Raw genomic sequence first — 22,721 nt, forward strand, 5'->3', positions numbered from 1 at the left:
TCAGGCCCCCTTCCGGCTGAGTCCGAACGCGGCTCCCGCCGGAGCGGGAGAGTCCTGATAGGGCGAATCCCCCGTCAGGTTGTCACCGCGGTTCGCACCCGGACGAGCCTGACGCGTCGGTCCGTCGCCGAACTCGGCCCTCACCCGTGCGGCATGGGTCGGAGCATCCGGCACGCCGGCCGGACGATCCTTCGCCAGCTCCTTGCGCAGCACGGGCACGACCTCGGAACCGAGGATGTCCAGCTGCTCGAGGACGGTCTTCAGCGGAAGGCCCGCGTGGTCGATCAGGAACAGCTGACGCTGGTAGTCGCCGTAGTGCTCGCGCATGGCGGCATAGCGGTCGATGACCTGCTGAGGCGAGCCCACCGTCAGCGGGGTCATCTCGGTGAAGTCCTCCATGCTCGGTCCGTGACCGTACACAGGGGCATTGTCGAAGTAGGGGCGGAACTGATTCACGGCATCCTGCGACTTCGCCGCCATGAACACCTGGCCGCCGAGGCCGACGATCGCCTGTTCGGGTGTGCCGTGTCCGTAGTGCGCGTAGCGCTGGCGGTACAGCTCGATCAGGCGCTGGTAGTGCTCCTTGGGCCAGAAGATGTTGTTCGCGAAGAAGCCGTCGCCGTAGTACGCGGCCTGCTCGGCGATCTCCGGGGTGCGGATCGATCCGTGCCACACGAACGGCGCGACTCCGTCGAGGGGACGAGGCGTCGAGGTGAAGCCCTGCAGCGGGGTGCGGAACTTGCCCTCCCAGTTCACGACGTCCTCACGCCACAGCTTGTGCAGCAGGGCGTAGTTCTCGATCGCCAGCGGGAGCCCCTGACGGATGTCCTGACCGAACCAGGGGTACACCGGACCCGTGTTGCCGCGGCCGAGCATGAGGTCCATGCGCCCGTCCGAGACGTGCTGCAGCATCGCGTATTCCTCGGCGATGCGCACCGGGTCGTTGGTCGTGATCAGGGTGGTCGACGTCGAGACGATCAGACGCTCGGTCTGAGCCGCGAGGGCGGCGAGGAACGTCGTGGGGCTCGAGGACCAGAACGGAGGGTTGTGGTGCTCGCCGATCGCGAAGACGTCGAGGCCGACCTCCTCGCTGTGCTTGGCGATCGCGAGGGTCGCCTTGATCCGCTCCTGCTCACTCGGCGTCTCGCCGGTGGTCGGGTCGCGGGTGATGTCGCTGACCGACATGATGCCGAACTGCACCGGGACGCCTGCCTGCTCACTCATGATTGCTCCGTCTTCTCCGAATCGGGTGCCCTGCATCCGGTTCTATTCATTTGAATGTATCTGAGTCAACGCGATGCGAGCAACTTTATTCCCCGAGTAGCCTCAGAGCATGCACAGCGACGGATCCGCCCTGACGAACCCCGCCACCGGATCCGTCCAGAAGCCCCGCAAGCGCGTGCCGTTCTGGGACAACGCGCGATATGCGTGCATCGTCCTCGTGGTGCTCGGCCACGCGATCCAGCGCCTCACCTACGACTCCGACATCGCGCTCGCGGCCTATCTCGCCCTCTACGCCTTCCACATGCCGGCGTTCGCGATCATCTCGGGCTACTTCTCGAAGTCCGGTTCCCCGACGCGTGTGCAGATGGCCAGGGTGATCACCGACATCCTGCTGCCCTACGTGATCTTCGAGTTCCTGTGGACCCTCACGAAATGGCTGGTCGAGGGTCAGGCCGACCCGAACTTCACCAAACCGTCCTGGACCCTCTGGTTCCTCCTGGCGCTCGGCATCTTCCGCCTCGTCCTCCCCTACCTCGCGCTGCTGCGGTGGCCGCTGCTGTGGACCGTCATCATCTCGATCGGCGTGGGCTATCTGCCCAACGTCGACAGCACGTTCTCGCTCTCGCGGACCCTGGGCCTTCTGCCCTTCTTCGCACTCGGCTGGTGGCTGCGCGAACGCGACGTCGTCACTCGCTTCCGCCTCCTCGAGATCCGCCCGTGGTGGATCCGCGTCGTCAGCGTCGTACTCCTCGCCGCGGCAGGATTCTCGGCCTGGCGGTGGATCGATGTCTGGAAGGAGCTCGATCTGCGCCACTGGTTGTTCTACGAGGACGCGTACGCGGACCTCGGCGGAGAGCAGTGGTGGGCCGGCGGTGTGCGCGTCGCACTCATGCTGATGGCAGTGATCCTGAGCGCCGCCTTCTTCGCTCTGATCCCCCGCGGAACCTACTGGTGGACGAAGTTCGGCCAGTACACGATGTACGTGTTCCTGCTCCACTCGTTCGTGCTGTACCCCTTCCGCGAGACCGGGGTGCTGCGCGACCTCGACCCGACGTGGCTGTGGCTGCCGCTCGTGACGCTGCTGTCGGTGGTGCTGGCTCTCGCGCTCGCCACCAAGCCCGTGCGCTGGCTCTTCCGCCCGCTGGTGGAGCCTCGCCCGTCCTGGCTCTTCCGAGACCCCGAGCTGGCTCGACGCGAGGGCCACCGCAGCGACCCGACCGGCTCTCGTCGGCCCCGTCAGGGCGCAGCGGCTAGCCTGAAGGAGTGACGAGAGCCGAGATGATCCGCGACCGCCTCGTGGACCATGCAGACTCGTCGGGGTTCGGGGCTCACGGGCTCCACGTGCTCGTGGGTGACGACGTCGCCGAGCACCGGTGGACTGCCGACGTCCGCGAGGAGATCCACTCGGTTGCGAAGGGCGTGTGCGTCCTCGCGGCCGGAATCGCTGCCGCCGACGGTCTCATCTCGCTCGATGCCCCGATCGCAGAGTACGTGCCGGACCTCACCTTCGGAGACGGCGTCGAGCACCTCACGCTGCGACGACTGCTCTCGATGTCGAGCGGAGTCGATCTCGCCTGGTCGGAGACCATGATGACGGACTGGCCCGATCTCGCACGAGAGTTCCTCTCGCGCCCGTCTCGCGGTCACGTCTTCCAGTACTCCAACGCCAGCACGTACGCGGCGATGATGATCCTGGCCACTCGGACCGGTGACGTCGTCGAGTATCTGCGCCCCCGGCTGCTCGCGCCTCTGGGCTTCGACGACCTCGAGTGGGAGCGGTGCCCGCAGGGACGCATCGTCGCGGGAGGCGGCATCGCGCTGCGCACGGAGGAGATGGCGCGCCTCGGTCGGCTGATCCGCGACCGTGGCGAATGGCAGGGCCGACGACTCGTGCCGACCGAGATCATCGACGCGATGCACTCCGACTGGGTGGTCGCCGGTGAGAATGCCGGTTACGAGCGCTATGCGCTCGCGGGCTGGGACGGCCCGGGCCAGGTGTGGCGCCTGCACGGGGCGTACGGACAGCTGCTGATATTCGGTGAGGATGCCGTCGTCACGATCACAGCCGACGACCATTTCGGTGCGGATGCCTACGCGACCTTTGTCGCGGAGACGCTGCGCTCCTGACCCTCGACCGGCATCAGGCGAAGAGGTCGGCGCCGACGAACGAGCCCGGCTTCGAGCCTCCGGGGACCGCCCAGATCCCTGACCCGACATGCGTGACGTACTCGTTCATCCGATCCGTCGACAGCCGGCGCTGCAGCGAGACGAACTGAGCGGGATCCCGCTGGTACGACAGGAAGAAGAGCCCCGCGTCCAGCCGTCCGAGATCGTTGTTGCCGTTGACGTAGTTGAATCCTCGCCGCAGGATCCGGATGCCGTCGTTCTGGTCCGGATGCGCGAGACGCACGTGCGCGTTCTGATCGATGGCCGACGTACCGAAATCCGGCGCCGCGAACTCGTCGCCGCCGGAGAGCGGAGCGCCCTCGCCCTTGTCGCGCCCGATGATGGTGTTCTGCTCGGAGAGCCGCACGCGGTCCCAGGTCTCGATCCGCATCGCGATCTTGCGCGCCACGAGGTACGACCCGCCGACCATCCACTCGGGCCTGTCATCGGGGCCGAGCCACACGTTCTCGTCGAGGGCGACGGAGTCATCGGCGAGGATGTTCGCGGTCCCGTCCTTGAAGCCGAACAGGTTGCGGGGCGTCGCCTGCGCCGACGTCGTGCGGGACGTCTTGCCGAACCCGAGCTGGGACCAGCGCAGCTTGGCACGACCGAAGGCGATGCGGCTCAGGTTGCGGATCGCGTGCACGGCGACCTGGGGGTCGTCGGCGCACGCCTGGATGCAGAGATCGCCGTGCGAGGTCTGCGGGTCGAGATCGTCGCCGAGGAAGGCGGGAAGCCTCTCGAGCCGCTCGGGACGCAGGGAGGCGATGCCGTACCGGTCGCCCTCGTCGTTCTCGAACAGGGTCGGGCCGAAGCCGAACGTGATCGTGAGGCCGGCTGCCGTCAGCCCGAGAGCCTCGCCCGTGTCATCCGGCGGCACCTCCGCATCGCCCCCGACAGCGCCGGTGGCACTCACCGCGAGCCCTTGCGTCATCCGCGAGGCGGCATAAGTCCAATCCTGCAGCAGCGAGACCAGGTCTTCGCGGTCGGTGCGAGGCATCATGTCGAAGGAGGCGAAATGCAGATGCTCCTGCACGGGCGTCGTGATTCCCGCCTGATGGGCGCCGAAGAAGTCGTACGCACGCTGGGCGTCCGCTTCTGCTCTCGCGCGTCCGAGCGCGACTCCCCCGACAGTCCGGCGCCGACTCCGACGGCGAGGGACGCGACGCCGCCGCCGAGTGCCAGTCCGAGGAGTCCGCGCCGGCTGAGACCCGTGGCCGAGGATGCCGCGGCCGCCGACTCCGGGAGGGAGTCGGCAGCTGCAGCGTCCTTCGCGCTGTCGTTCATGTGCGAGACCGTGTCCGTCGGATCAGTCGAGGACGGTGCCGGTGAGCTGCGAGAGCGGCTCTGCGAGGGCGTTGATGAGATCGGTGAACTCGCGCTTGTCCGCATCGGTGAGCTCGGCGTAGCCGACGAAGCCGTCGGAGAGCGAGCCGTGCGCCGCGAGGGATTCCTCGAGAGCGGAGTATCCGCCTTCGATCTCGGTCACGAGATCCGCGCCTTCATCCCCCTGTGCCGTGGCGAAATCCTGAACGAGCGAGAATGCCATCTTCGACCCCTCGACGTTCGCGGCGAAGTCGTACAGGTCGGTGCCGGACCACCAGTCCTCCTCGCCGGAGATCTTGCCCGTCGCCACTTCGTCGAGCAGCGCGATCGCGCCGTTCGAGATGCCGCCGATCCCCTGGTCGTCGAGAGCCGCGGTGAAGTCGTCCGAGTGCACGTAGTCGTAGACCTCCTGCACGTCGGCGATCAGCTGGTCGCCGTACTCGGCGCGCTCCTCCGTCGTCGACGGTGCCCAGTCCTGCCATGCGGGCGTCTCGCCGTCGGCGTTGAGGGCGTCCTGCGCCGGCACCCAGAGGTCCTTCTCGATGCGGTGGAAGCCCGTCCAGTCGAGGCCCTCCGCCACAGCGTCGACCTCACGGTAGTCGATGCGGGGGTCGAGCGTCCCGAGCGCTTCGGCGACCGGCTCGATGCGCTCGTAGAACGCGCGCGTCTGGGGGAACAGCGCTCGCGCGGCCTCATCATCGCCGGACTCATAGGCGGTGACGAACTCGTCGACCGACGGAACCAGCTGACCGACCTGGTCCTTGACGAAGGCGGCGTAGAGGTCGACGGCCTGCTGCTTCTGATCGGCATCCTCGCCGTCGACCGCGACCCGGTCGCCGGTCACGGTGAACGCGGACTTGCCGACCCCCTCGCCGATCATGCCCGGCTTGCACAGCGTGAAGTACTCCCCCGGCTGAGCCACCACCGTGAGGGTCCGCGACGCTGAGGGCGCGATGTTCTCGACCTCGCCGACGATGCGGAGGCCGTCTTCTGCGAGCAGATAGAACTCCGAGGTCTGCGCGCTGTCGTTCTTCACATCGAACGTGAGTGTGCCGCTCTTGGCGGTCGCAGCCGAGACGGCGCACGCCGAGTCGGTCGACGAGACGTCGAAGGATGCACCTGCGGCGACATCGCTCTTGGCGACGCACCCGCTGAGGACGAGTGCTGCCGCGCCTGCTGCGGCGACGGCACCGAGGATTCGGCGAGAGGTGGTCATGCTGCTCCTTGCTGGGTGAGTGTGGATGCCGACGTGTCCCGGCCAGGGGACGTCTGCATGCGTGTGGAGGCGGACCGGCGTGACCGGAGCCCCCGGATGAAGAAGAGCCCGACGACGACGATGTACACGGTCCAAGCCGTGACCTGGAGCCACGTCATCCGTGGCATGAAGCCGACGGTCGCCTGCAGGATGGTCGCCCAGGCACTGTCGGGCGCGATCACATTCGTGACATCGAAGGCCCAGCCGAAGGGGAATGCCGCCCAGCCGAGAGCGACCGCCCCGGTGGTCGCGTCGATCGGTGCCGCCGCGGTGAACGGTCCCGGCACCGCGCCGGCCTCCTGGAGGTCCATGATCGCGTAGGCGAGCACCCCGGCTGCGACGATGACGAGGAACCCACTGGTCCATGTGAAGAACCGGCGAAGGTCGAGCCGGACGGCGCCGCGGGCGAGCGCCCAGCCGATCACCACGGCGGCGAGAAGCCCGAGCACCGCGCCGAGCAGCGCCGACGGAGCATCGCCGAAGGACTGCACCATCGACCACAGCAGAAGAGTCGTCTCGATCCCCTCGCGTGCCACCGAGACGAAGCCGATCGCGATCAGCGCCCAGACGCCGCCCTGTGTGAGCGCGCGGTCGAGTCCGTCCTCGAGGGTCGCCTTCATCGTGCGCCCGGCCTTCTGCATCCAGAAGATCATCCAGGTCACCATGCCCACCGCGAGCAGCGACAGCAGTCCGCCGATCAGCTCCTGAGCCTCGAAGGTCAGCGAGTACGCACCGAAGGTCAGGACGGCCCCGATGCCGAGTGCGAGGGCGATTGCCAGGCCGACCCCCGCCCAGAGCCTGGGCAACGCGTCACCGCGACCGAGCCTGCGCAGGTAGGCGACGAGGATGCCGACGACGATCGCGGCTTCGAGGCCTTCACGAAGACCGATGAGAAAAGTGGCGAGCACGGAGGGAACTCTCTGGGAAAGACTGAGGTAAGGCATCCCTTACTTCAGAGACATTAGCACCCCTTCCGCTCGGGCCTCGCACACACGCGATCGCCTCTCGGTAATTCGGCGCAACACTGAACCGCACTCGCCCAGACCCGATCTACGCTCGGTGAATGGCTGATCTCTCGCTTCCCATCCTCGACCTGTCCCAGCTCGATGCCGGTCCCGAAGCCGCTGCTCGGTTCCGCGACGACCTTCGCGCGGCCACGCACGACGTGGGCTTCTTCTATCTCACCGGCACAGGCATCTCCCCCGAGCTGGAGGCGAGGTTGCACCGCGCGGCGCTCGATTTCTTCGCGCTGCCCGACGACGAGAAGCTCGCGATCGAGAACGTCAAGAGTCCTCATTTCCGCGGGTACACGCGGGTCGGCGGCGAGCGGACGCAGGGCAAGGTCGATTGGCGCGAGCAGATCGACATCGGCCCCGAGCGCGAGCCTGTCGAGGGCGGTCCGGCCTTCAATCGACTCGTCGGCCCGAATCTGTGGCCCTCCGCACAGCCCGAGCTCAAAGCGGTGATCACCGAGTGGCACGACACGCTGACAGAGGTCGCCCGCAAGCTCCTGCGCGCCTGGGCCGTCACGCTCGGGGCGGACGAGTCGTACTTCGACGAGCCCTTCCGTGATCCGTCGACGCTGATCAAGATCGTCCGCTACCCCGGCACCCACGAACCCGAGCCGCAGCAGGGCGTCGGAGCGCACAAGGACTCCGGAGTGCTGACCCTGCTCTGGGTCGAGCCCGGCAAGGGCGGCCTGCAGGTCGAACGAGACGGCGAGTGGGTGTCAGCCCCGTCCATCCCGGGCGCGTTCGTCGTCAACATCGGCGAGCTGCTGGAGTACGCGACCGGCGGCTACCTCAAGGCGACCAACCACCGCGTCATCTCCCCTCGGGCACCCGAAGAGCGCATCTCCGTCCCGTTCTTCTTCAACCCCGCGCTCGATCAGCAGCTGCCGCTTCTCGAGCTTCCCGCAGATCTCGCCGCGGCGGCGACCGGCATCACCGAGGACCCGAGCAACCCCATCCATGCCACCTATGGCGAGAACGCCATGAAGTCGCGACTGCGTGCGCACCCCGACGTGGCTGCGATCCACCACCCCGACCTGGTCGGCACGAACGCCTGACCCGGGGAGGCGCCGCACGCCTCCCCCGAACATGACGAAGGCCGCCCCACACCTGGGGCGGCCTTCTCAAGAATGTTCTGCGCGATTGTACGCTGGCTCGCTCCGCGTTATCGGCGGAGACCCAGGCGTGCGATCAGCGAGCGGTAACGCTCGATGTCGACGCTCTGGAGGTAGCCGAGCAGACGACGGCGCTGACCCACGAGCAGGAACAGGCCACGACGCGAGTGGTGGTCGTGCTTGTGCTCCTTCAGGTGCTCCGTGAGGTCCTTGATGCGCTGCGTCAGCATCGCGGCCTGCACCTCGGGGGATCCGGTGTCACCGGGGTGCGTCGCGTACTCTTCGATGATCGCCTTCTTGACGTCTGCTTCCAGTGCCATAGATTCGATCCCCTCTCTGCTTGTTGCGCGGTGCCCGACGCCTGATGCGTGAGCTCTCTTTATCCGCGGCCGATCAAACGGCAACCTGAAGAGTCTACCAGGACTCGATGCCGCTGGGTGACCGTGCCCACGCCCGCCCGACGGCACCTCGGATACTCTCGAATCATGCATGACGGATACGCGGCGTGAGCGCTGCACGCAGCCATCTGATCGATCTCAGCCCCCTGCGGGCCAGCCCTGCGTTCGCACGCATGTGGATCGGCTCGGTGCTCGCGGGGATCGGCGGGCAGCTGACGATCGTCACGGTGATGCTGCACGTGTTCGCGCTCACCGGAAGCACCTTCGCGGTATCGATGATCGCGGTCGCCGGACTCGTCCCCATGATCTTCGCCGGCCTCTACGGCGGGATGCTCGCGGACGCGTTCGACCGCCGCCGCGTGGCGTTGGTCGCGGCCACGGTGACCTTCGCCTCGACCGCGTTGCTCGCCGCGCTCACCTGGACCGGTGCGGAGACGATCTGGTGGCTCTATGTGCTGAGCATCGTCAACTCCGCCGCGAACTCGGTCGGCATGGCCACCCGGACCGCGATCGTGCCACGGCTCATCCCCCGCGACAAGCTCGCCGCCGCGTCCGCGCTCAACGGAGTGGCGTTCGGCCTCACCGTGATGGCCGGCCCCGCGATAGCCGGCATACTCGTCGCGCTGACAGGCTACGGGTGGACTTACACACTCGACGTCATCCTGATGCTGTCGATGTTCCTCGGCCTGTGGAGTCTCCCTCCGCTGCGGCCGGAAGGGGACATCGTGCGGCCGGGGTTCGCATCACTCGTGGACGGGTGGAGGTTCCTGCGCCGCGCGAACAACATCCGGATGCAGTACGTGGTCGACATCATCGCCATGACATTCGGGCAGCCCCTCGTGCTCTTCCCTGCACTCGGCACCCTTCTGCTGGGCGGCGGAGCGGTGACCACCGGCATCCTCACCGCAGCCGTCGCCGCGGGCACATTCGCATCGAGCCTCTTCTCCGGTCGGGTCGTGCAGTACCGCTGGCACGGACGCGGCATCGAGCGCGCGGTCGAGGCCTATGGCGCGTCCATCCTGCTCTTCGGCGTGGTCCTGGTCATCGGAGCCGTCTCTGCCGGGGCGACCGAGGCGACGCCGAACGTCGGGCTGATCATCGCCTCGTGCATCGCGCTCGCGCTCTCCGGCGCATCCGACAACATCAGCTCGATCTATCGCAACACGATGATGCAGGCGGCCGTGCCCGACACCATGCGCGGTCGACTGCAGGGGGTCTTCATCATCGTGGTCGCCGGCGGCCCCCGGATCGGCGCCCTCTACGCGGGCACGCTCGCGACCCTCACGACCCTGTGGTTCCCGCCGCTGCTGGGCGGATTGCTGGTGATCACCCTGGTCGCCCTGCTCGCACGGCGCAGCCCGGGATTCCGCGGCTACGACGCAGAGAACCCCGAGCCCTGAGGGCCCGGGGTTCTCGAGATCAGGTGATCAGTCCTGCTGCAGAGCGCCCTGCAGGTCGAGGCTGATCGTGACGTCCTTGCCGACGAGCACGCCGCCGGTCTCGAGCGCGGCGTTCCACGTCAGGCCGAAGTCCTCGCGGTTGATGACCGTCTTGGCCGATGCGCCGGCCTTGTAGTTGCCCCACGGGTCGGAGCCGAAGCCACCGAAGTCGAGCTCGAAGCTGACGGGCTTGGTGATGCCGCGGATCGTCAGGTCGCCGTCGACGAAGAGCTCGCCGTCCTCGGCGCGCGCACCCGTCGACACGAACTCCATCGTGGGGAAGTTCTCGGTGTCGAAGAAGTCGCCGGAGCGCAGGTGCGTGTCGCGCCCCTCGTCCTTGGTGTCGATCGAGGTGACGTCGACGCTCGCCTCGACGCGGGCCTCGAGCGGGTTCTCGGGAGCGATCAGCGTCGCGCTCTTGACGCCGAACGTACCGCGCACCTTCGAGATCATCATGTGGCGCACGCTGAACGTGACCTCGCTGTGCGACGGGTCGAGCACCCAGGTGCCGGGACGGTAGCCGGGAATGTCGATGCTGGTCATGGTTTCTCCTCTGGAGACATCAGCCGCATGTGTGCGGCAACGGATGAGGGGCCGTGTTCACGGCGTCACGCGTAACAACTTACATGCACATGCATGTATTCCCCTGAATGCGGATATTTCCTCGGACGACGAAAAGGCGCCGAGCCCGCAGTGGGCCCGGCGCCTTCCGGCGTCGATCGGGTCAGCCGACGGCGACGAGATCGATGATGAAGATGAGGGTCTTGCCCGAGAGGAAGTGGCCTCCTCCGACCGGGCCGTATGCGAGGTGCGGCGGGATGACGAGCTCGCGCCGTCCGCCTTCCTTCATGCCCGGGATGCCGTCCTGCCACCCCTGGATCAGGCCGCGAAGCGGGAACTGGATGGTCTCGCCGCGACCCCACGACGAGTCGAACTCCTCGCCCGATTCGAACTCGACACCGGCGTAGTGCACGGTGACCGTGTCGCCGGGCTTGGCCTCGGCTCCGTCTCCCTCGATGATGTCGCGGATCACGAGCTCCGCGGGGGCGGGTCCGGTGGGGGCGTCGAACTCAGGCTTTGTGCGATCAGTCATGTCCTCCATCAAACCCGAGTCGCCCGGCGCGGGTCAACGCGATCGCTCCGCTGAGGGCGAAACGGCGATGCCGCCCGTCGACTGCCCCTAAGCCCTTGACACCCGCGCACACCGGGTGCACCCTGTTTACAGATCAACTCAGCGCCCGGTAGACATGCAGGCATCGCCGCAGCACCGGGCGCTGAGTCTTGGTACGGAACCTGCTTGACGGCTCGAGCATCATGACGCTTGCTGCTCCTGCGCGTAGGCGATCAGCATCGATGCGAGCTCTTCGGGCCGGCTGAGGGCGACACAGTGACTCCCCTCGATCTCGTCGGCGACGATGCCCAGGCGCTTCCGGGCGAGGTCGCGAAGGAATGCGGGCGGGAAGAATCTGTCCTCCGTGCAGACGACGAACCGAGTGGGAACAGAGGGCCAGGCCGTGAGCGGCCACGGGACGGCCATTGATGCGACCGACGGATGTGCTCTCTCCCGACCGATCGCCTCGTCGGCGAGCGCTCGCGGCACGTCGTGATAGAAGCCGATGTGCGGATCGTCGTTGCCGGTGAGGCCTCCGTCGCGGGCTGCCTGCGCCGCCACGGCATCCTCGAATCCGGTGTTGTACCACCACTCGTCCGGACGCTCCCCCGGGTCGGGAATCATCGCCGCCAGCATCACGAGCACGTCCGCCGCCAATCTCTCAGCGACGATCGGTGCGGTGAATCCCCCGAACGAATGGCCGACCACGACACCGCCCCGTCTCGCGTCTGCCGCGGCCACGACGGCGTCCGCGTAGTCGGTGAGAGTGAGGGACTCGTCATCGCCCGGCAGGTCGGGTGCGATCACCTCATGTCCGCGCTCCCGCAGGACGGCGGCGAGCCGATGCCATGACCACCCCGTGTCTCCTGCTCCGTGCACGAGGATGAAGAGGGCCATGATCAGCGGGTCTCAGTAGGCCAGCAGAGCAGCCCGAGTGGCGCGGGTTCGGGCGAGCAGCGCCTGCTCGTCCGCCGGTGCCATAGGGTCGCGCCCCGTTATCGCGCGCTGACGGACGGATGCCAGCATGGTGGCGTCCTTGATGAACTCGCGCATCAGCGGACGCCGATCGCCCCGAAGCTGCGACGCCCATGCCAGGCCGGTCTTGCGCCCGGCGGGAGTCGCGAGCATCGTGACCTCCTCGGGGGTGAACCACCCGGCGGCCGCGTAATCGCCCAGACGGGCCTTCGTGAGGCGAGACTCCTCGCGCCTCAACGCGATGATCCCCACGATGAACCCTACGAACAGCGGCACCTGGAGGACGAAGTAGAGGAGGAAGAAGTTCGCGAAGGACGATCCGTTCCACAGGCCGTGGAGCACCATCGCCCCCAGCATCCCGAGCAGACCGAACCCGAGTGCGGCCCCTGTCGACGCGTGCCGTCGAGCGGCCAGGCCGATGGCGAGACCCGTCAGCGATGTGAACATCGCGTGGGCGAAGGGCGACATGATCGCCCGGAGGATGAACGTCACCGTCAGCTGCTCGCCGCCGCCCTCGATGAGGCTGATCGCGAAGTACTGGATGTTCTCGGTGAACGCGAAGCCGGCACCGACCAGCGCCCCGTAGACGACCCCGTCGACCGGACCGTCGAACGAGCGACGCGCGATGAGGAAGATCAGGAAGACTCCGAAACCCTTCCAGAACTCCTCGACGATCGGCGCCTGGATGACGGCGCCCGCCACTTCTCCCCGGAACCCCAGGAGCGCGGTCAGCCCGAGGTCGACGAGGAGCGTGAGTCCCACGGCGGCGATCGCACCCCAGGCGATCGCGAAGAACACCAGCGACTTGGGCTCGGGTTCCCACCGGTCGATCATACGGACGACGAAGAAGACGATGGCGAGCGGGACGAGCGCGAGGACGAGGCCGATGATCGATGCGAGCGGACCCAGGAACAGACCGAAGTAGGCGATGAGCCCGAGCATCAGCAGACCGAGGAAGCCGAACAGCGCGAACAGCGCGACGCGTCCGCCTCGGCGTGCCACCGGCAGGGCAGGAAGACCGGGGGCAGGCGAGGGTGCGGCCGGAGCGGGAGGCGAATACGGGGTCGGCTGAGCGAGGACCGAGGCGTACTGAGGACGCTGGGAGAACTGCGGCGGGGCGTAGTTCGACTGCGCATACTGCTGCGCCGAATACTGCGGGGGCTGCGCAGCATACTGCTGGGGATACGTCGGCGGCCGCTGGGGATACGTCGGCGGCTGTTGCTGCGCGGGCGGCGGCGTGTACGGCGATGGCTGGGACGGTCCTCCGGAACTCATAGCCAAAGCATATGGCGAACAACCAACTTCGCCCGGGTCTGGCGACTTCCTCCAGGCAATCGAGCCGAGCAGCGGATAGCGTAGGAGCATGCGGTTCGCTCATCTGCGTCGTGCCGACTCTCCCGCTGCGCATCTCGCAGTGGTGGAGGGTGCCGATGCCATCCTCGTCTCCGATCTCCTTCCCGACCCCCCTGCGACGCTTCAGCAGCTGATCGAAGGGGGCGAGCAGACGCTCACCGCTCTTCGCTCGGCCCTCGACGGCGATGCCCCGCGGCACCCGCTCGACGGGTGGAGCTTCGCCTCAGCGGTCATCGCTCCCCCGGCGGTCCTCGCGGTCGGCCTCAACTACGCGGCTCACTCGAGCGAGCTCGGTCTGAAGACCGACGCCGCTCCGACCGTGTTCACCCTGTGGCCGAACTCGCTGACAGGCCACGAGCAGACGACGTCGTGGCCGCGTTCGCTGAGCGAGGCTGTGGACTACGAGGCGGAGCTCGGTGTGCTGATCGGCACCCCGGCGAAGGATGTCGCAGAGGCCGACGCGCTCTCGCACGTCTGGGGCTACACCGTCGTGAACGACATCACCGCGCGGAACGTCCAGTTCTCTGAAGCGCAGTGGTCACGGTGCAAGTCGTTCGACGGCTTCACCCCGACCGGTCCCTTCGCCGTCACGGCCGACGAGGTCGCCGACCCGCAGGACCTGCACATCTGGGCGATCGTCGACGGCCGGACCGTCCAGGACGCGAGCACGGATCAGATGGTGCGGTCGGTCGCGAAGCTCATCGCGCATCTCTCGCAGTCCCTGACGCTGCTTCCCGGCACTCTGATCTCCACCGGGAGCCCCGGCGGTGCCGGATACTCTCGAGACCCCCAGATCTTCCTCCGGGATCGTTCGACGGTGACGGTCGGCATCGACGGCATCGGCGAGCTCACCACCCACTGTCGCGTGCTGGACTGATCACCCGCTCACTCTGTGACACACGGAAGGGCCCCGGCGAGATGTCGCCGGGGCCCTTCCGTGTGCTCGGAGTCAGATCTCGATGAGGTCCTCGGACCCGATCACCGGGATCGCGGCCGTGATGGCCTCGAGTCCCGACAGACGCGCGGGCGACAACTGCTTGATGACCTCTTCGCGAGACATCAGTCCGGCTTCGACGACCAGGTCGGCGACGTTCCTGTTCGTCAGCAGCGCGGTCTTAGCCAGCGCGGCCGCGGCGGCGTATCCGATGAACGGCGTGAGTGCTGTGATGACGCCGACCGAAGCGCCGACCATGGCGCCGAGGCGGTCTCGGTTCGCGGTGATGCCGTCGACGCAGTTGACGCGCAGCGTCCACATCGCCTGTCGCATCCAGGTGATGGACTGGAAGATCGAGTGGGCGATCACAGGCTCGAATGCGTTGAGCTGGAGCTGCCCGGCCTCGGCCGCCATCGTCACCGTCATGTCGGCGCCGGCGACCGCGAACGCCACCTGGTTGACGACCTCCGGGATCACCGGGTTCACCTTGCCCGGCATGATGCTGGAACCGGCCTGCATCGCCGGCAGGTTGATCTCGCCGAAGCCCGCCTGCGGACCCGACGACAGCAGTCGCAGGTCGTTGCAGATCTTCGACAGCTTCATGGCGTTGCGCTTCAGGGTCGACGAGAACGACATGAACGAGCCGGTGTCGCTGGTCGCCTCGACGAGGTCGCCGGCCGTCACCAGGTCGAGTCCGGTGATCTCGCGCAGATGCTTCAGCACAGCGGGTGCGTAGTCGACGTGCGTGGTGATGCCGGTGCCGATGGCGGTCGCACCCATGTTGATCTCGAACATCAGCGAGGCGTTCTCGGTGAGGCGCGTGTGATCGTAGCCGAGGGTCGAAGCGAAGCCGTGGAACTCCTGACCCAGAGTCATGGGCACGGCGTCCTGCAGCTGCGTGCGTCCGACCTTGAGCACATCGTGGAACTCGTGCGACTTGTGCAGGAACGAGATGCGCAGCAGATCGAGCTCTTCGAGCAGCGAGCGGAGTGTCAGAGAGAGACCGATCTTGACCGCCGTCGGGTAGACGTCGTTGGTCGACTGACTGCGGTTCGTGTGATCGATCGGCGAGAGGAACGCGTAGTCGCCCTTCTCGCGTCCGGCGAGCTCGAGGGCGATGTTGGTGATGACCTCGTTGGCGTTCATGTTCGTCGACGTGCCGGCACCGCCCTGGATCACACCGACGGTAAACTGATCGTGGAACTCTCCGTCGATGACACGCTGGGCGGCCCGATCGATCAGGTCCGCACGCTCGGGGTCGAGGACGCCGATCTCGCGGTTCGCTCTGGCGCTGGCCTGCTTGACCATCGCGAGTGCGACGACGAGGTCCGGATAGACCGAGATCGGACGCTTGGTGATCGGGAAGTTCGCGTCGGCGCGGGCGGTGTGGATCCCCCAGTACGCGTCGGCGGGAATCTCCATGCTCCCGAGCGAATCGGTCTCGGTGCGGGTGGGGGCAGGCGCGGCAGAAGCCATGTCACATCCTTGTGGGTAGTGGCGAGTGTGTGGTGCGGGGGATGCATCCAGTCTACGCCTGCGTGCATGCACGGCCAGGGATACGACGGCGGGTCAGCGTTTGCGAGAGAAAGCCTCGAGACGCTCTGCCGGGCTGAGACGGGCCATTCTCTCCAGCCACGCCATCGAGAAGTGATCGCCGGTCGGCGCGTCGGTCACGGGCACCACGGTGTGGGTGATCGTCTCGGGTCGTACATGCACGATCTGGAACGCCTGCGCCGCATCCATGCCGTTCACATCGGCGGCCGGACGAGCGACATTCATCGTGTAGCAGGTCGCCGAGGACACGCTGACAGGCACGCCCGCGAAGGTGCCGTGCGACGAGTAATGCAGGTGGCCGGCGAGGATACCGCGCACGTCCGTGTCACGAATGACCTCCGCGAGTTCGTCCTGGTGCCGCAGCTCGAGTATGTCGAAGAGCGGAAGGTGGCTCGGGAGCGGCGGGTGGTGCATCGCGAGCAGCGTGCCGTGCGGCGCCGGTTGCTTCAGGATCTCTGCCAGCCATGAGAGCTGGCCGGGGTCCAGGTCGCCGTGATGCCATCCGGGCACACTCGTGTCGAGGGCGATCAGGCGCAGACCGTCGAGGTCCCATTCGCCCGTCACGGGCTCCTCCGTCGCGGGCAGGTCGAGCAGCCCCTCGCGCAGCGCCGGCCGCTCGTCGTGGTTGCCGGCAACCCAGACGACGGTCGTCCCCAGCTCCTGCGCCACGGGCTCGACGGCGCGGCGGAGACGGCGATACGCATCCGGCTCCCCCAGGTCGGCCAGGTCGCCGGTGATGACGATCGCCGACGGGTGCGGGTGCACGGCCCTGATCGCCTCAAGGGTGCGAGCGAAGTTCGACCCGACGTCGTATCGTCCGCCGAGCCGCGCTCCACCCGCGAGGAAGTGCGGGTCGCTCACATGGATGATGACGTGCGAGGCGGGATCATGGCGACCGAAGACGAAGCCGCTGTCGGAAGGCGCTGACATGGTCTCAGCCTAGGCCGCGGCGCGACACCGGACGGGCGACGACTCCACGGCAGCTGTAGTAGTCGCGATACAGTGCTCGGATGGCGAAGAACGAGACACGGCGACGGATCATCGCGGATGCAGGGCTGACCGTTCTGGCGACCGATGGCTCTCGCGGTCTCACCCACCGAGCCGTGGACATCGTCGCGGGTGTGCCGGTGGGCACCACCTCGAACTACTTCCGCAGCCGAGAGGCACTCATCGCGGGCCTCGTCGATCGGATCGGCGAGCGTCTCGCCCCCAGCGACGACGACCTCGCACGGCGGTCATCGGAGGAGCCGAGCAGGAGCTCTTCGCCGAGTACATCCGCGACATCGTGCGTCGCCTCACCGATGACCGCGACGTCACACTCGCACTGTTCGAGCTGCGGCTCGAGAGCAGCCGCCGCCCCGATGTCGGCGCCCTTCTCGGCGCGTGGCAGCGAGCGGGGTTCGACGCGGACGTCGCTTTCAACGCGGGAGCGGGTCTTCCGGGCGGTCGCCGAGAGATCGCGCTCTTCCACTATGCGATCGACGGCCTGCTGCTCGATCGGCTCACGACCCCGATCGATCCGGACACCACCACCGACGAGATCGTCGACGACCTCGTCGCCGGTCTCCTCCGCTGACGCCCTCCTGGGCAGGACTCGTCGGTCAGTGCCCGACGACGATGATCAGGATGCCTGCCACGACCGCAGCCGCGCAGAGCGCGAAGCATCCGTACGCGCCGAACAGTGCGATCCGTCGCTGCCCCTCGGTGAGCGGACTCTTCTTCGCCGCCTTGGCCGCCTGCTTGGCAGCCCGCTTGAGCTCCTTCTCGGAGATCACGGTGATGGCGTCGGTGAACTCCGCCGGACTCACGACCGGCGCGTGTCCGCTGCGAACAAGAAGCCGAAGACCGAACGCATAGAACGTCACGACCGCGCAGGCTCCGATCAGAGCCGCAAGGAACACCTGGACGAATGCGCCCCAGTCGATGCCGACACTCACTTCGACTCCTCGCTCTTCGCCGTCTCGGGACTGTCGACCCCGGGGCCGTCGACGCGCGTCGAGGCGCCGGTCTTCGGGGCCTTCTTCGCGGCCCTGGCCGCTGCCTTCGCCTTGGCGTCCGCCTTGGCCTGAGCCTTGACCTTCTCGCGCGCCTCCGCGCGAGCCTTGGCCTCGGCCTTGGCCTCGATGATCCGCTGCTGTCGACGCGTGGGCGGGGGCGTGTCGGGGTGCTCGATCGCGAGCCCCGACTCGGCCACATCGCTCATGGCGTTCGCGGAGGTCACTGCATCCTTGCGGGATCGAAGGAACAGGCCGATGATCACGGCCAGCGCCAGGACCGCGTCGATCGCGATGCCCCAGAGGCCGAGCCAGGTGATGAGCAGGGCCGCGAGGGCACCGACTGCGCCTGCAGCCGGAAGTGTGAGGAGCCAGCCGATGGCGATTCGACCGGCGGTCCGCCAGCGGACCGTGGAGCCGCGGCGGCCGAGGCCGGAGCCGATGACCGACCCCGAAGCGACCTGCGTCGTCGAGAGCGCGAAGCCGAAAGCGCTGGAGGCGAGGATGGTCGCTGCCGTCGAGCTCTCGGCCGAGAAGCCCTGCGCGGGCTTGACCTCGGTCAGCCCCTTGCCCAGAGTGCGGATGATGCGCCACCCGCCGAGATAGGTGCCGAGGGCGATCGTCACCGCACAGGCGATGATGACCCAGAGATACGGATCGGCCTGCTCGCTGCTCTGCCACCCGACAGTGATCAGCGCGAGGGTGATCACGCCCATCGTCTTCTGAGCGTCGTTCGTGCCGTGCGCGAGTGCGACCAATGACGACGTGAAGATCTGTCCCCAGCGGAAGCCGTCCCGCCCGTCGGGCTTGCCGTCGTAGCGTCGGGTGATCGAGTACGCGAGCTTGGTCGCCGCGAAGGCGATGATGCCTGCCGTCAGCGGGGCGATGAGCGCCGGGAGGATGATCTTCGAGAGCACCATCCCGAAGTCGATGCCGTTGACTCCGACGCCGACCAGGGTGGCTCCGATGAGGCCGCCGAACAGCGCGTGGGACGAGCTCGAGGGCAGACCCAGCAGCCAGGTCAGCATGTTCCAGGTGATCGCGCCGATGAGACCGGCGAAGATCATCGGCAGGAACACGTCACCTTGGATCGTGTCCTCGCGGATGATCCCGTGCGACACGGTCTTGGAGACCTCCGTCGACAGGAATGCTCCGACGAGGTTGAGGACTGCTGCGAGAAGGACAGCGGTCTTGGGCTTCAGCGCGCCTGTCGCGATGGGCGTGGCCATCGCGTTGGCGGTGTCATGAAACCCGTTGGTGAAGTCGAAGAAGAGTGCCAGCAGGATAACCAGCACGACGATGAGGGCTGCGGTTTCCACCGTTCGCTTTCGGTCGTTGAGGAAGAAAGGAGAGGTGTCGACGGGATCGACGTGACGAACGAAGAGTTCACCGTGGGTTTTACTTCCGTTAACCGGCCCCGGTAGATCCTCCCACCCTCCCGGGTGCCGGTCAACTTGACCTGGGATAGCGTGGGAAGCGTGACTGATGCCCCGATCGCAGACCGCCGCTCCACCCTTCGCACGCACCACGGTGACACCTTCGATGATCCATACGAATGGCTTCGGGAGAAGGAATCCGGCGAGGTCATCGCACACCTCGAAGCCGAGAACGCCCACACTGAAGCCGAGCTCTCCCATCTGACCGACCTCCGCGAGACTCTGTTCCAGGAGATCAAGGGCCGTGTGCAGGAGACGGATCTGTCCGTGCCCACGCGGCGCGGGGCCTGGTGGTACTACAGCCGCACCGAAGAGGGCGCGCAGTACGGCATCCACTGCCGTACTGCCGCGGCCGAGGACGACTGGACTCCCCCGGTGCTGGAGCCGGGCGTGGCGGTGCCGGGCGAGATCGTGCTGCTCGACGGCAACGTCGAGGCCGAGGGGCATGAGTTCTTCTCCCTCGGAGCGTTCGATACCTCGGACGACGCGACGAAGCTGCTCTGGGCGACGGACTTCGAGGGCGACGAGCTCTACACGGTGCACGTGCGCGACCTCGCGACCGGCGAGACGCTCCCCGACGAGATCCCCGACACGGGTGGCGCGTTCTTCACACCGGACGGCACCGGGATCCTCTACACGACACGCGACGAGGCGTGGCGGCCCGACACTCTCTGGCTGCATCGTCTCGGCACTCCCGTCTCGGACGACGTGAAGCTCTTCCACGAGCCCGATGAGAAGTACTGGCTCGGCGCCGGCATCACCCGCAGCCGCAAGTACCTGGTGATCGCCGTCGGATCGAGCATCACCAGCGAGGAGTACCTCGTCGATCTCGCCGGAGACCTCACCGCAGCTCCTCGGATCGTCTGGCCGCGTCGCGAAGGCGTCGAGTACTCGCTCGAGCACGCCGTGGTGGACGGCGAGGACCGCCTCTACATCCTGCACAACGATGAGGCCCTGGACTTCGAGCTCGTCTCCGTGCCCGCCTCCGACCCACAGGGTGAGCGCCGCATCGTCCTCGCGCACGAGCCGGGTCGCCGACTGCTCGGGATGGACGCGTTCCGCGACTTCGCGACGGTGGAGTACCGCCGTGAAGGCCTGGAACGAGTCGGCATCCTGGACTACACCACGGACTCGGTCGACGACATCGCGTTCGACGAGCCCCTGTACTCGGCAGGCGTCAGCGGCAATCCGGAATGGCACTCGCCGTTCCTCCGGCTCGGCTACACGTCGTTCGTGACGCCGGGAACCGTCTACGAGATGGATCTCGCCACCCGCGAGCTGCATCTGCGCAAGCAGGTCGCCGTCCTCGGCGGGTATGACCCCCGGGAGTACGGCCAGAAGCGCGACTGGGCCACGGCGTCGGACGGTACCCGCGTGCCGATCTCCCTCGTGTGGAAGCGATCGTTCGGAGAGCCTGGCGCCGACCCGCGCCCGGTGCATCTCTACGGCTATGGCTCGTACGAGCACTCGATCGACCCCGGCTTCTCGGTCGCGCGGCTCTCGGAACTCGACCGCGGCATCGTCTTCGCCGTCGCTCATGCCCGCGGCGGTGGCGAGATGGGTCGGCAGTGGTACGAGGACGGCAAGCTGCTGAACAAGCGCAACACCTTCACCGACTTCGTCGCGTGCGCCGAGCACCTCGTGGAGCAGGGAGTCACGTCGCCCGAGCGCCTGGTCGCCGAGGGAGGAAGCGCGGGAGGACTCCTCATGGGCGCGGTGACGAACCTCGCTCCCGAGCTGTTCGCCGGCGTGCTCGCGGCAGTGCCGTTCGTCGACGCGCTCACCACGATCCTCGACCCCTCCCTCCCCCTGACGGTGATCGAGTGGGATGAATGGGGCGACCCGCTGCACGGAGCCGAGGTGTACGAGTACATGAGGTCGTACTCGCCGTATGAGAACGTCCGCGACGGCGTGCGCTACCCGCGCATCCTGGCCGTGACCTCGCTCAATGACACACGCGTCCTCTACGTCGAGCCTGCGAAGTGGATCGCTGCCCTGCGCGTCGCCGGTGCGACCGACGCCCTGCTCAAGTGCGAGATGGTCGCCGGTCACGGCGGTGTCAGCGGACGCTACAACTCGTGGAAGGAGCGGGCGTTCGAGCTCGCCTGGATCCTCGACACGGTCGGCCTCGCATCGCGCTGACCTCTCGAAGAACGCAGAGAACGGGCCGATCCGCAGGGATCGGCCCGTTCTCTGTGGTGCACGCGATCGAGACTCAGCCGAAGAGCGCTGCTGCCTCGTCGTAGCGGCTGCGCGGAACGGTGTTCAGCTCGCCCAGAGCCTCGGCGAACGGCACGCGCACGATGTCCGTGCCCTGCATCGCGACCATCTGGCCCCATGCCTTGTCGATGATCGCGTCGGCCGCGTGGAGTCCGAGGCGCGTCGCGAGCACGCGGTCGAAGGCCGACGGCGATCCGCCGCGCTGGATGTGGCCGAGGATCGTCGCGCGGGTCTCGATGCCCGTGATGCGCTCGATCGCCGGAGCGAGCTGGTCGCCGATGCCGCCGAGTCGAGGACGGTTGAATGCGTCCAGGCCCTTGTCGCTGTAGGCCTCATCCATACCGAGCAGCTTGAACCCCTCGGAGACGACGACGAGCGGTGCGCGACCGCGATCGTGCGCGCTCGAGACGAGCTCGGTGATGTCGTCGATCGACATGGGGACTTCGGGGATGCAGATGGCGTGAGCGCCCGCTGCCATGCCCGCGTGAAGGGCGATCCAACCGACGTGGCGCCCCATGACCTCGGCGACCATGCAGCGCTGGTGGGAGTCGCCCGTGGTGCGCAGACGATCCATCGCGTCCGTGGCGATGTTGACCGCCGTGTCGAACCCGAACGAGTAGTCCGTGGCGCGCAGGTCGTTGTCGATCGTCTTCGGCACGCCGATGACGTTGATGCCGTCCTTGGCGAGGCGGTCGGCTGCTGCGAGGGTCCCCTCGCCGCCGATCGCGATGATGCCGTCGATCTTGTGTCCGTACAGCGTCTTGGCGATGTTCTCGGCGCCGCCGCGCTCACCCTCGTAGGGGTTCGTGCGACTGGTGCCCAGGATCGTGCCGCCGACCTTCGACAGGCCCTTCACCTCGTGTCTGGTGAGCGGGAAGAAGTCCCCGTCGACCACGCCGCGCCAGCCGTCGCGGATGCCGACGAACTCGAGGTCGTAGGTGGTGGTGCCCTTGAGCACGATGCCGCGGATGACCGCGTTGAGTCCGGGGCAGTCGCCGCCGCTCGTCAGAATGCCGATCTTCATGCTTGCCTCAGACGGGTTCAGGGAAGGGGGAACAGGCGACGTTGCCTGCGATCGACACTAGCGCTCCGGGCGGACCGGGCGCCATTCGAGACGATGAAAACCGAGGATCTTGCCGCCGTTGCGCGACGATTCGCCAGAAATGCGCGATACGTCCGCCCGACATGAGAAATCGGCGCCAAGAAACAGA

20 protein-coding genes and 1 pseudogene are annotated in these 22,721 nt (G+C 67.2%); 7 read left to right on the forward strand and 14 right to left on the reverse strand.

Going from position 1 to position 22,721, the window contains the following annotated elements; all coding sequences use genetic code 11:
* On the reverse strand, positions 1-1,224 hold the full coding sequence (locus ACZZZQ_RS00190; RefSeq protein WP_056279032.1) for an LLM class flavin-dependent oxidoreductase: 1,224 nt from the start codon (positions 1,222-1,224) through the stop codon (positions 1-3).
* A 109-nt stretch (positions 1,225-1,333) separates the two neighbouring features.
* Here ACZZZQ_RS00190 and ACZZZQ_RS00195 point away from each other — a divergent pair, with 109 nt between their 5' ends.
* Together ACZZZQ_RS00195 and ACZZZQ_RS00200 are read left to right on the forward strand one after the other, a co-directional pair.
* On the forward strand, positions 1,334-2,491 hold the full coding sequence (locus tag ACZZZQ_RS00195) for an acyltransferase family protein (protein ID WP_072591142.1): 1,158 nt from the start codon (positions 1,334-1,336) through the stop codon (positions 2,489-2,491).
* Positions 2,488-3,351 (forward strand): serine hydrolase domain-containing protein, encoded by an 864-nt coding sequence (locus ACZZZQ_RS00200; protein ID WP_463497213.1) that lies wholly within the window; start codon positions 2,488-2,490, stop codon positions 3,349-3,351. The genes ACZZZQ_RS00195 and ACZZZQ_RS00200 overlap by 4 nt, the downstream gene beginning before the upstream one ends.
* 13 nt (positions 3,352-3,364) lie before the next feature.
* On the opposite strand, the pseudogene efeB reads toward ACZZZQ_RS00200, so the two are convergent.
* From efeB to efeU, 3 genes and pseudogenes are all read right to left on the reverse strand, one after another.
* Positions 3,365-4,677 (reverse strand): annotated as a pseudogene (gene efeB, locus ACZZZQ_RS00205) (iron uptake transporter deferrochelatase/peroxidase subunit).
* Positions 4,678-4,699: 22 nt separating this feature from the next.
* Positions 4,700-5,932 (reverse strand): iron uptake system protein EfeO, encoded by a 1,233-nt coding sequence (efeO, locus tag ACZZZQ_RS00210; RefSeq protein ID WP_463506636.1) that lies wholly within the window; start codon positions 5,930-5,932, stop codon positions 4,700-4,702.
* Positions 5,929-6,879: an iron uptake transporter permease EfeU gene (efeU, locus tag ACZZZQ_RS00215; RefSeq protein WP_463506637.1), complete on the reverse strand. Its 951-nt coding sequence runs from the start codon at positions 6,877-6,879 to the stop codon at positions 5,929-5,931. The genes efeO and efeU overlap by 4 nt, the downstream gene beginning before the upstream one ends.
* A gap of 155 nt (positions 6,880-7,034) precedes the next feature.
* On the opposite strand from efeU, the gene ACZZZQ_RS00220 reads away from it, so the two are divergent.
* Positions 7,035-8,039 carry an isopenicillin N synthase family dioxygenase gene (locus ACZZZQ_RS00220; RefSeq protein ID WP_463506638.1) on the forward strand — a complete coding sequence of 335 codons (1,005 nt, stop codon included), beginning with the start codon at positions 7,035-7,037 and terminating at the stop codon, positions 8,037-8,039.
* Between the two features lie 107 nt (positions 8,040-8,146).
* Here ACZZZQ_RS00220 and rpsO read toward each other — a convergent pair whose 3' ends face one another.
* Positions 8,147-8,416, reverse strand: a complete 270-nt coding sequence (gene rpsO, locus ACZZZQ_RS00225) for a 30S ribosomal protein S15 (protein ID WP_017203073.1) — start codon at positions 8,414-8,416, stop codon at positions 8,147-8,149.
* 185 nt (positions 8,417-8,601) lie between these two features.
* On the opposite strand from rpsO, the gene ACZZZQ_RS00230 reads away from it, so the two are divergent.
* Positions 8,602-9,894, forward strand: a complete 1,293-nt coding sequence (locus ACZZZQ_RS00230; RefSeq protein WP_463506639.1) for an MFS transporter — start codon at positions 8,602-8,604, stop codon at positions 9,892-9,894.
* 27 nt (positions 9,895-9,921) lie between these two features.
* Here ACZZZQ_RS00230 and ACZZZQ_RS00235 read toward each other — a convergent pair whose 3' ends face one another.
* The 4 genes from ACZZZQ_RS00235 to ACZZZQ_RS00250 form a co-directional block, all read right to left on the reverse strand.
* Complete coding sequence (locus ACZZZQ_RS00235) at positions 9,922-10,476, reverse strand: YceI family protein (RefSeq protein WP_053095805.1); 555 nt, start codon at positions 10,474-10,476, stop codon at positions 9,922-9,924.
* Positions 10,477-10,657: 181 nt separating this feature from the next.
* The gene (locus ACZZZQ_RS00240) at positions 10,658-11,026 is read right to left on the reverse strand and encodes an FKBP-type peptidyl-prolyl cis-trans isomerase (RefSeq protein WP_053095804.1); all 369 of its coding nucleotides are present in this window, start codon (positions 11,024-11,026) and stop codon (positions 10,658-10,660) included.
* A 219-nt stretch (positions 11,027-11,245) separates the two neighbouring features.
* Positions 11,246-11,941: an alpha/beta fold hydrolase gene (locus tag ACZZZQ_RS00245; RefSeq protein ID WP_463506640.1), complete on the reverse strand. Its 696-nt coding sequence runs from the start codon at positions 11,939-11,941 to the stop codon at positions 11,246-11,248.
* A 12-nt stretch (positions 11,942-11,953) separates the two neighbouring features.
* On the reverse strand, positions 11,954-13,294 hold the full coding sequence (locus ACZZZQ_RS00250) for a PrsW family intramembrane metalloprotease (protein WP_463506641.1): 1,341 nt from the start codon (positions 13,292-13,294) through the stop codon (positions 11,954-11,956).
* An 88-nt stretch (positions 13,295-13,382) separates the two neighbouring features.
* Here ACZZZQ_RS00250 and ACZZZQ_RS00255 point away from each other — a divergent pair, with 88 nt between their 5' ends.
* Positions 13,383-14,249: a fumarylacetoacetate hydrolase family protein gene (locus tag ACZZZQ_RS00255; protein WP_463506642.1), complete on the forward strand. Its 867-nt coding sequence runs from the start codon at positions 13,383-13,385 to the stop codon at positions 14,247-14,249.
* A gap of 72 nt (positions 14,250-14,321) precedes the next feature.
* Here the strand turns inward: ACZZZQ_RS00255 and ACZZZQ_RS00260 are convergent, their stop codons facing one another.
* Together ACZZZQ_RS00260 and ACZZZQ_RS00265 are read right to left on the reverse strand one after the other, a co-directional pair.
* The gene (locus tag ACZZZQ_RS00260) at positions 14,322-15,782 is read right to left on the reverse strand and encodes an aspartate ammonia-lyase (RefSeq protein ID WP_053095801.1); all 1,461 of its coding nucleotides are present in this window, start codon (positions 15,780-15,782) and stop codon (positions 14,322-14,324) included.
* A gap of 93 nt (positions 15,783-15,875) precedes the next feature.
* Positions 15,876-16,790: a metallophosphoesterase gene (locus ACZZZQ_RS00265; protein ID WP_463506643.1), complete on the reverse strand. Its 915-nt coding sequence runs from the start codon at positions 16,788-16,790 to the stop codon at positions 15,876-15,878.
* 355 nt (positions 16,791-17,145) lie between these two features.
* Here ACZZZQ_RS00265 and ACZZZQ_RS00270 point away from each other — a divergent pair, with 355 nt between their 5' ends.
* On the forward strand, positions 17,146-17,436 hold the full coding sequence (locus ACZZZQ_RS00270; protein WP_463506644.1) for a hypothetical protein: 291 nt from the start codon (positions 17,146-17,148) through the stop codon (positions 17,434-17,436).
* A gap of 25 nt (positions 17,437-17,461) precedes the next feature.
* On the opposite strand, the gene ACZZZQ_RS00275 is transcribed toward ACZZZQ_RS00270, so the two are convergent.
* A complete protein-coding gene (locus ACZZZQ_RS00275; RefSeq protein WP_187249511.1) occupies positions 17,462-17,797 on the reverse strand; it encodes a peptidase in 336 nt (111 codons plus the stop codon).
* Positions 17,794-19,173 carry an anion permease gene (locus ACZZZQ_RS00280; protein WP_463506645.1) on the reverse strand — a complete coding sequence of 460 codons (1,380 nt, stop codon included), beginning with the start codon at positions 19,171-19,173 and terminating at the stop codon, positions 17,794-17,796. The genes ACZZZQ_RS00275 and ACZZZQ_RS00280 overlap by 4 nt, the downstream gene beginning before the upstream one ends.
* A 159-nt stretch (positions 19,174-19,332) precedes the next feature.
* Here ACZZZQ_RS00280 and ACZZZQ_RS00285 point away from each other — a divergent pair, with 159 nt between their 5' ends.
* Positions 19,333-21,432, forward strand: coding sequence for a S9 family peptidase (locus tag ACZZZQ_RS00285; protein ID WP_463506646.1), 2,100 nt, complete (start codon positions 19,333-19,335; stop codon positions 21,430-21,432).
* 73 nt (positions 21,433-21,505) lie between these two features.
* On the opposite strand, the gene ACZZZQ_RS00290 is transcribed toward ACZZZQ_RS00285, so the two are convergent.
* Positions 21,506-22,534 carry an ATP-dependent 6-phosphofructokinase gene (locus tag ACZZZQ_RS00290; protein ID WP_053095796.1) on the reverse strand — a complete coding sequence of 343 codons (1,029 nt, stop codon included), beginning with the start codon at positions 22,532-22,534 and terminating at the stop codon, positions 21,506-21,508.
* Positions 22,535-22,721 lie beyond the last annotated feature (187 nt).

This window comes from Microbacterium sp. AC132 (assembly GCF_979258525.1).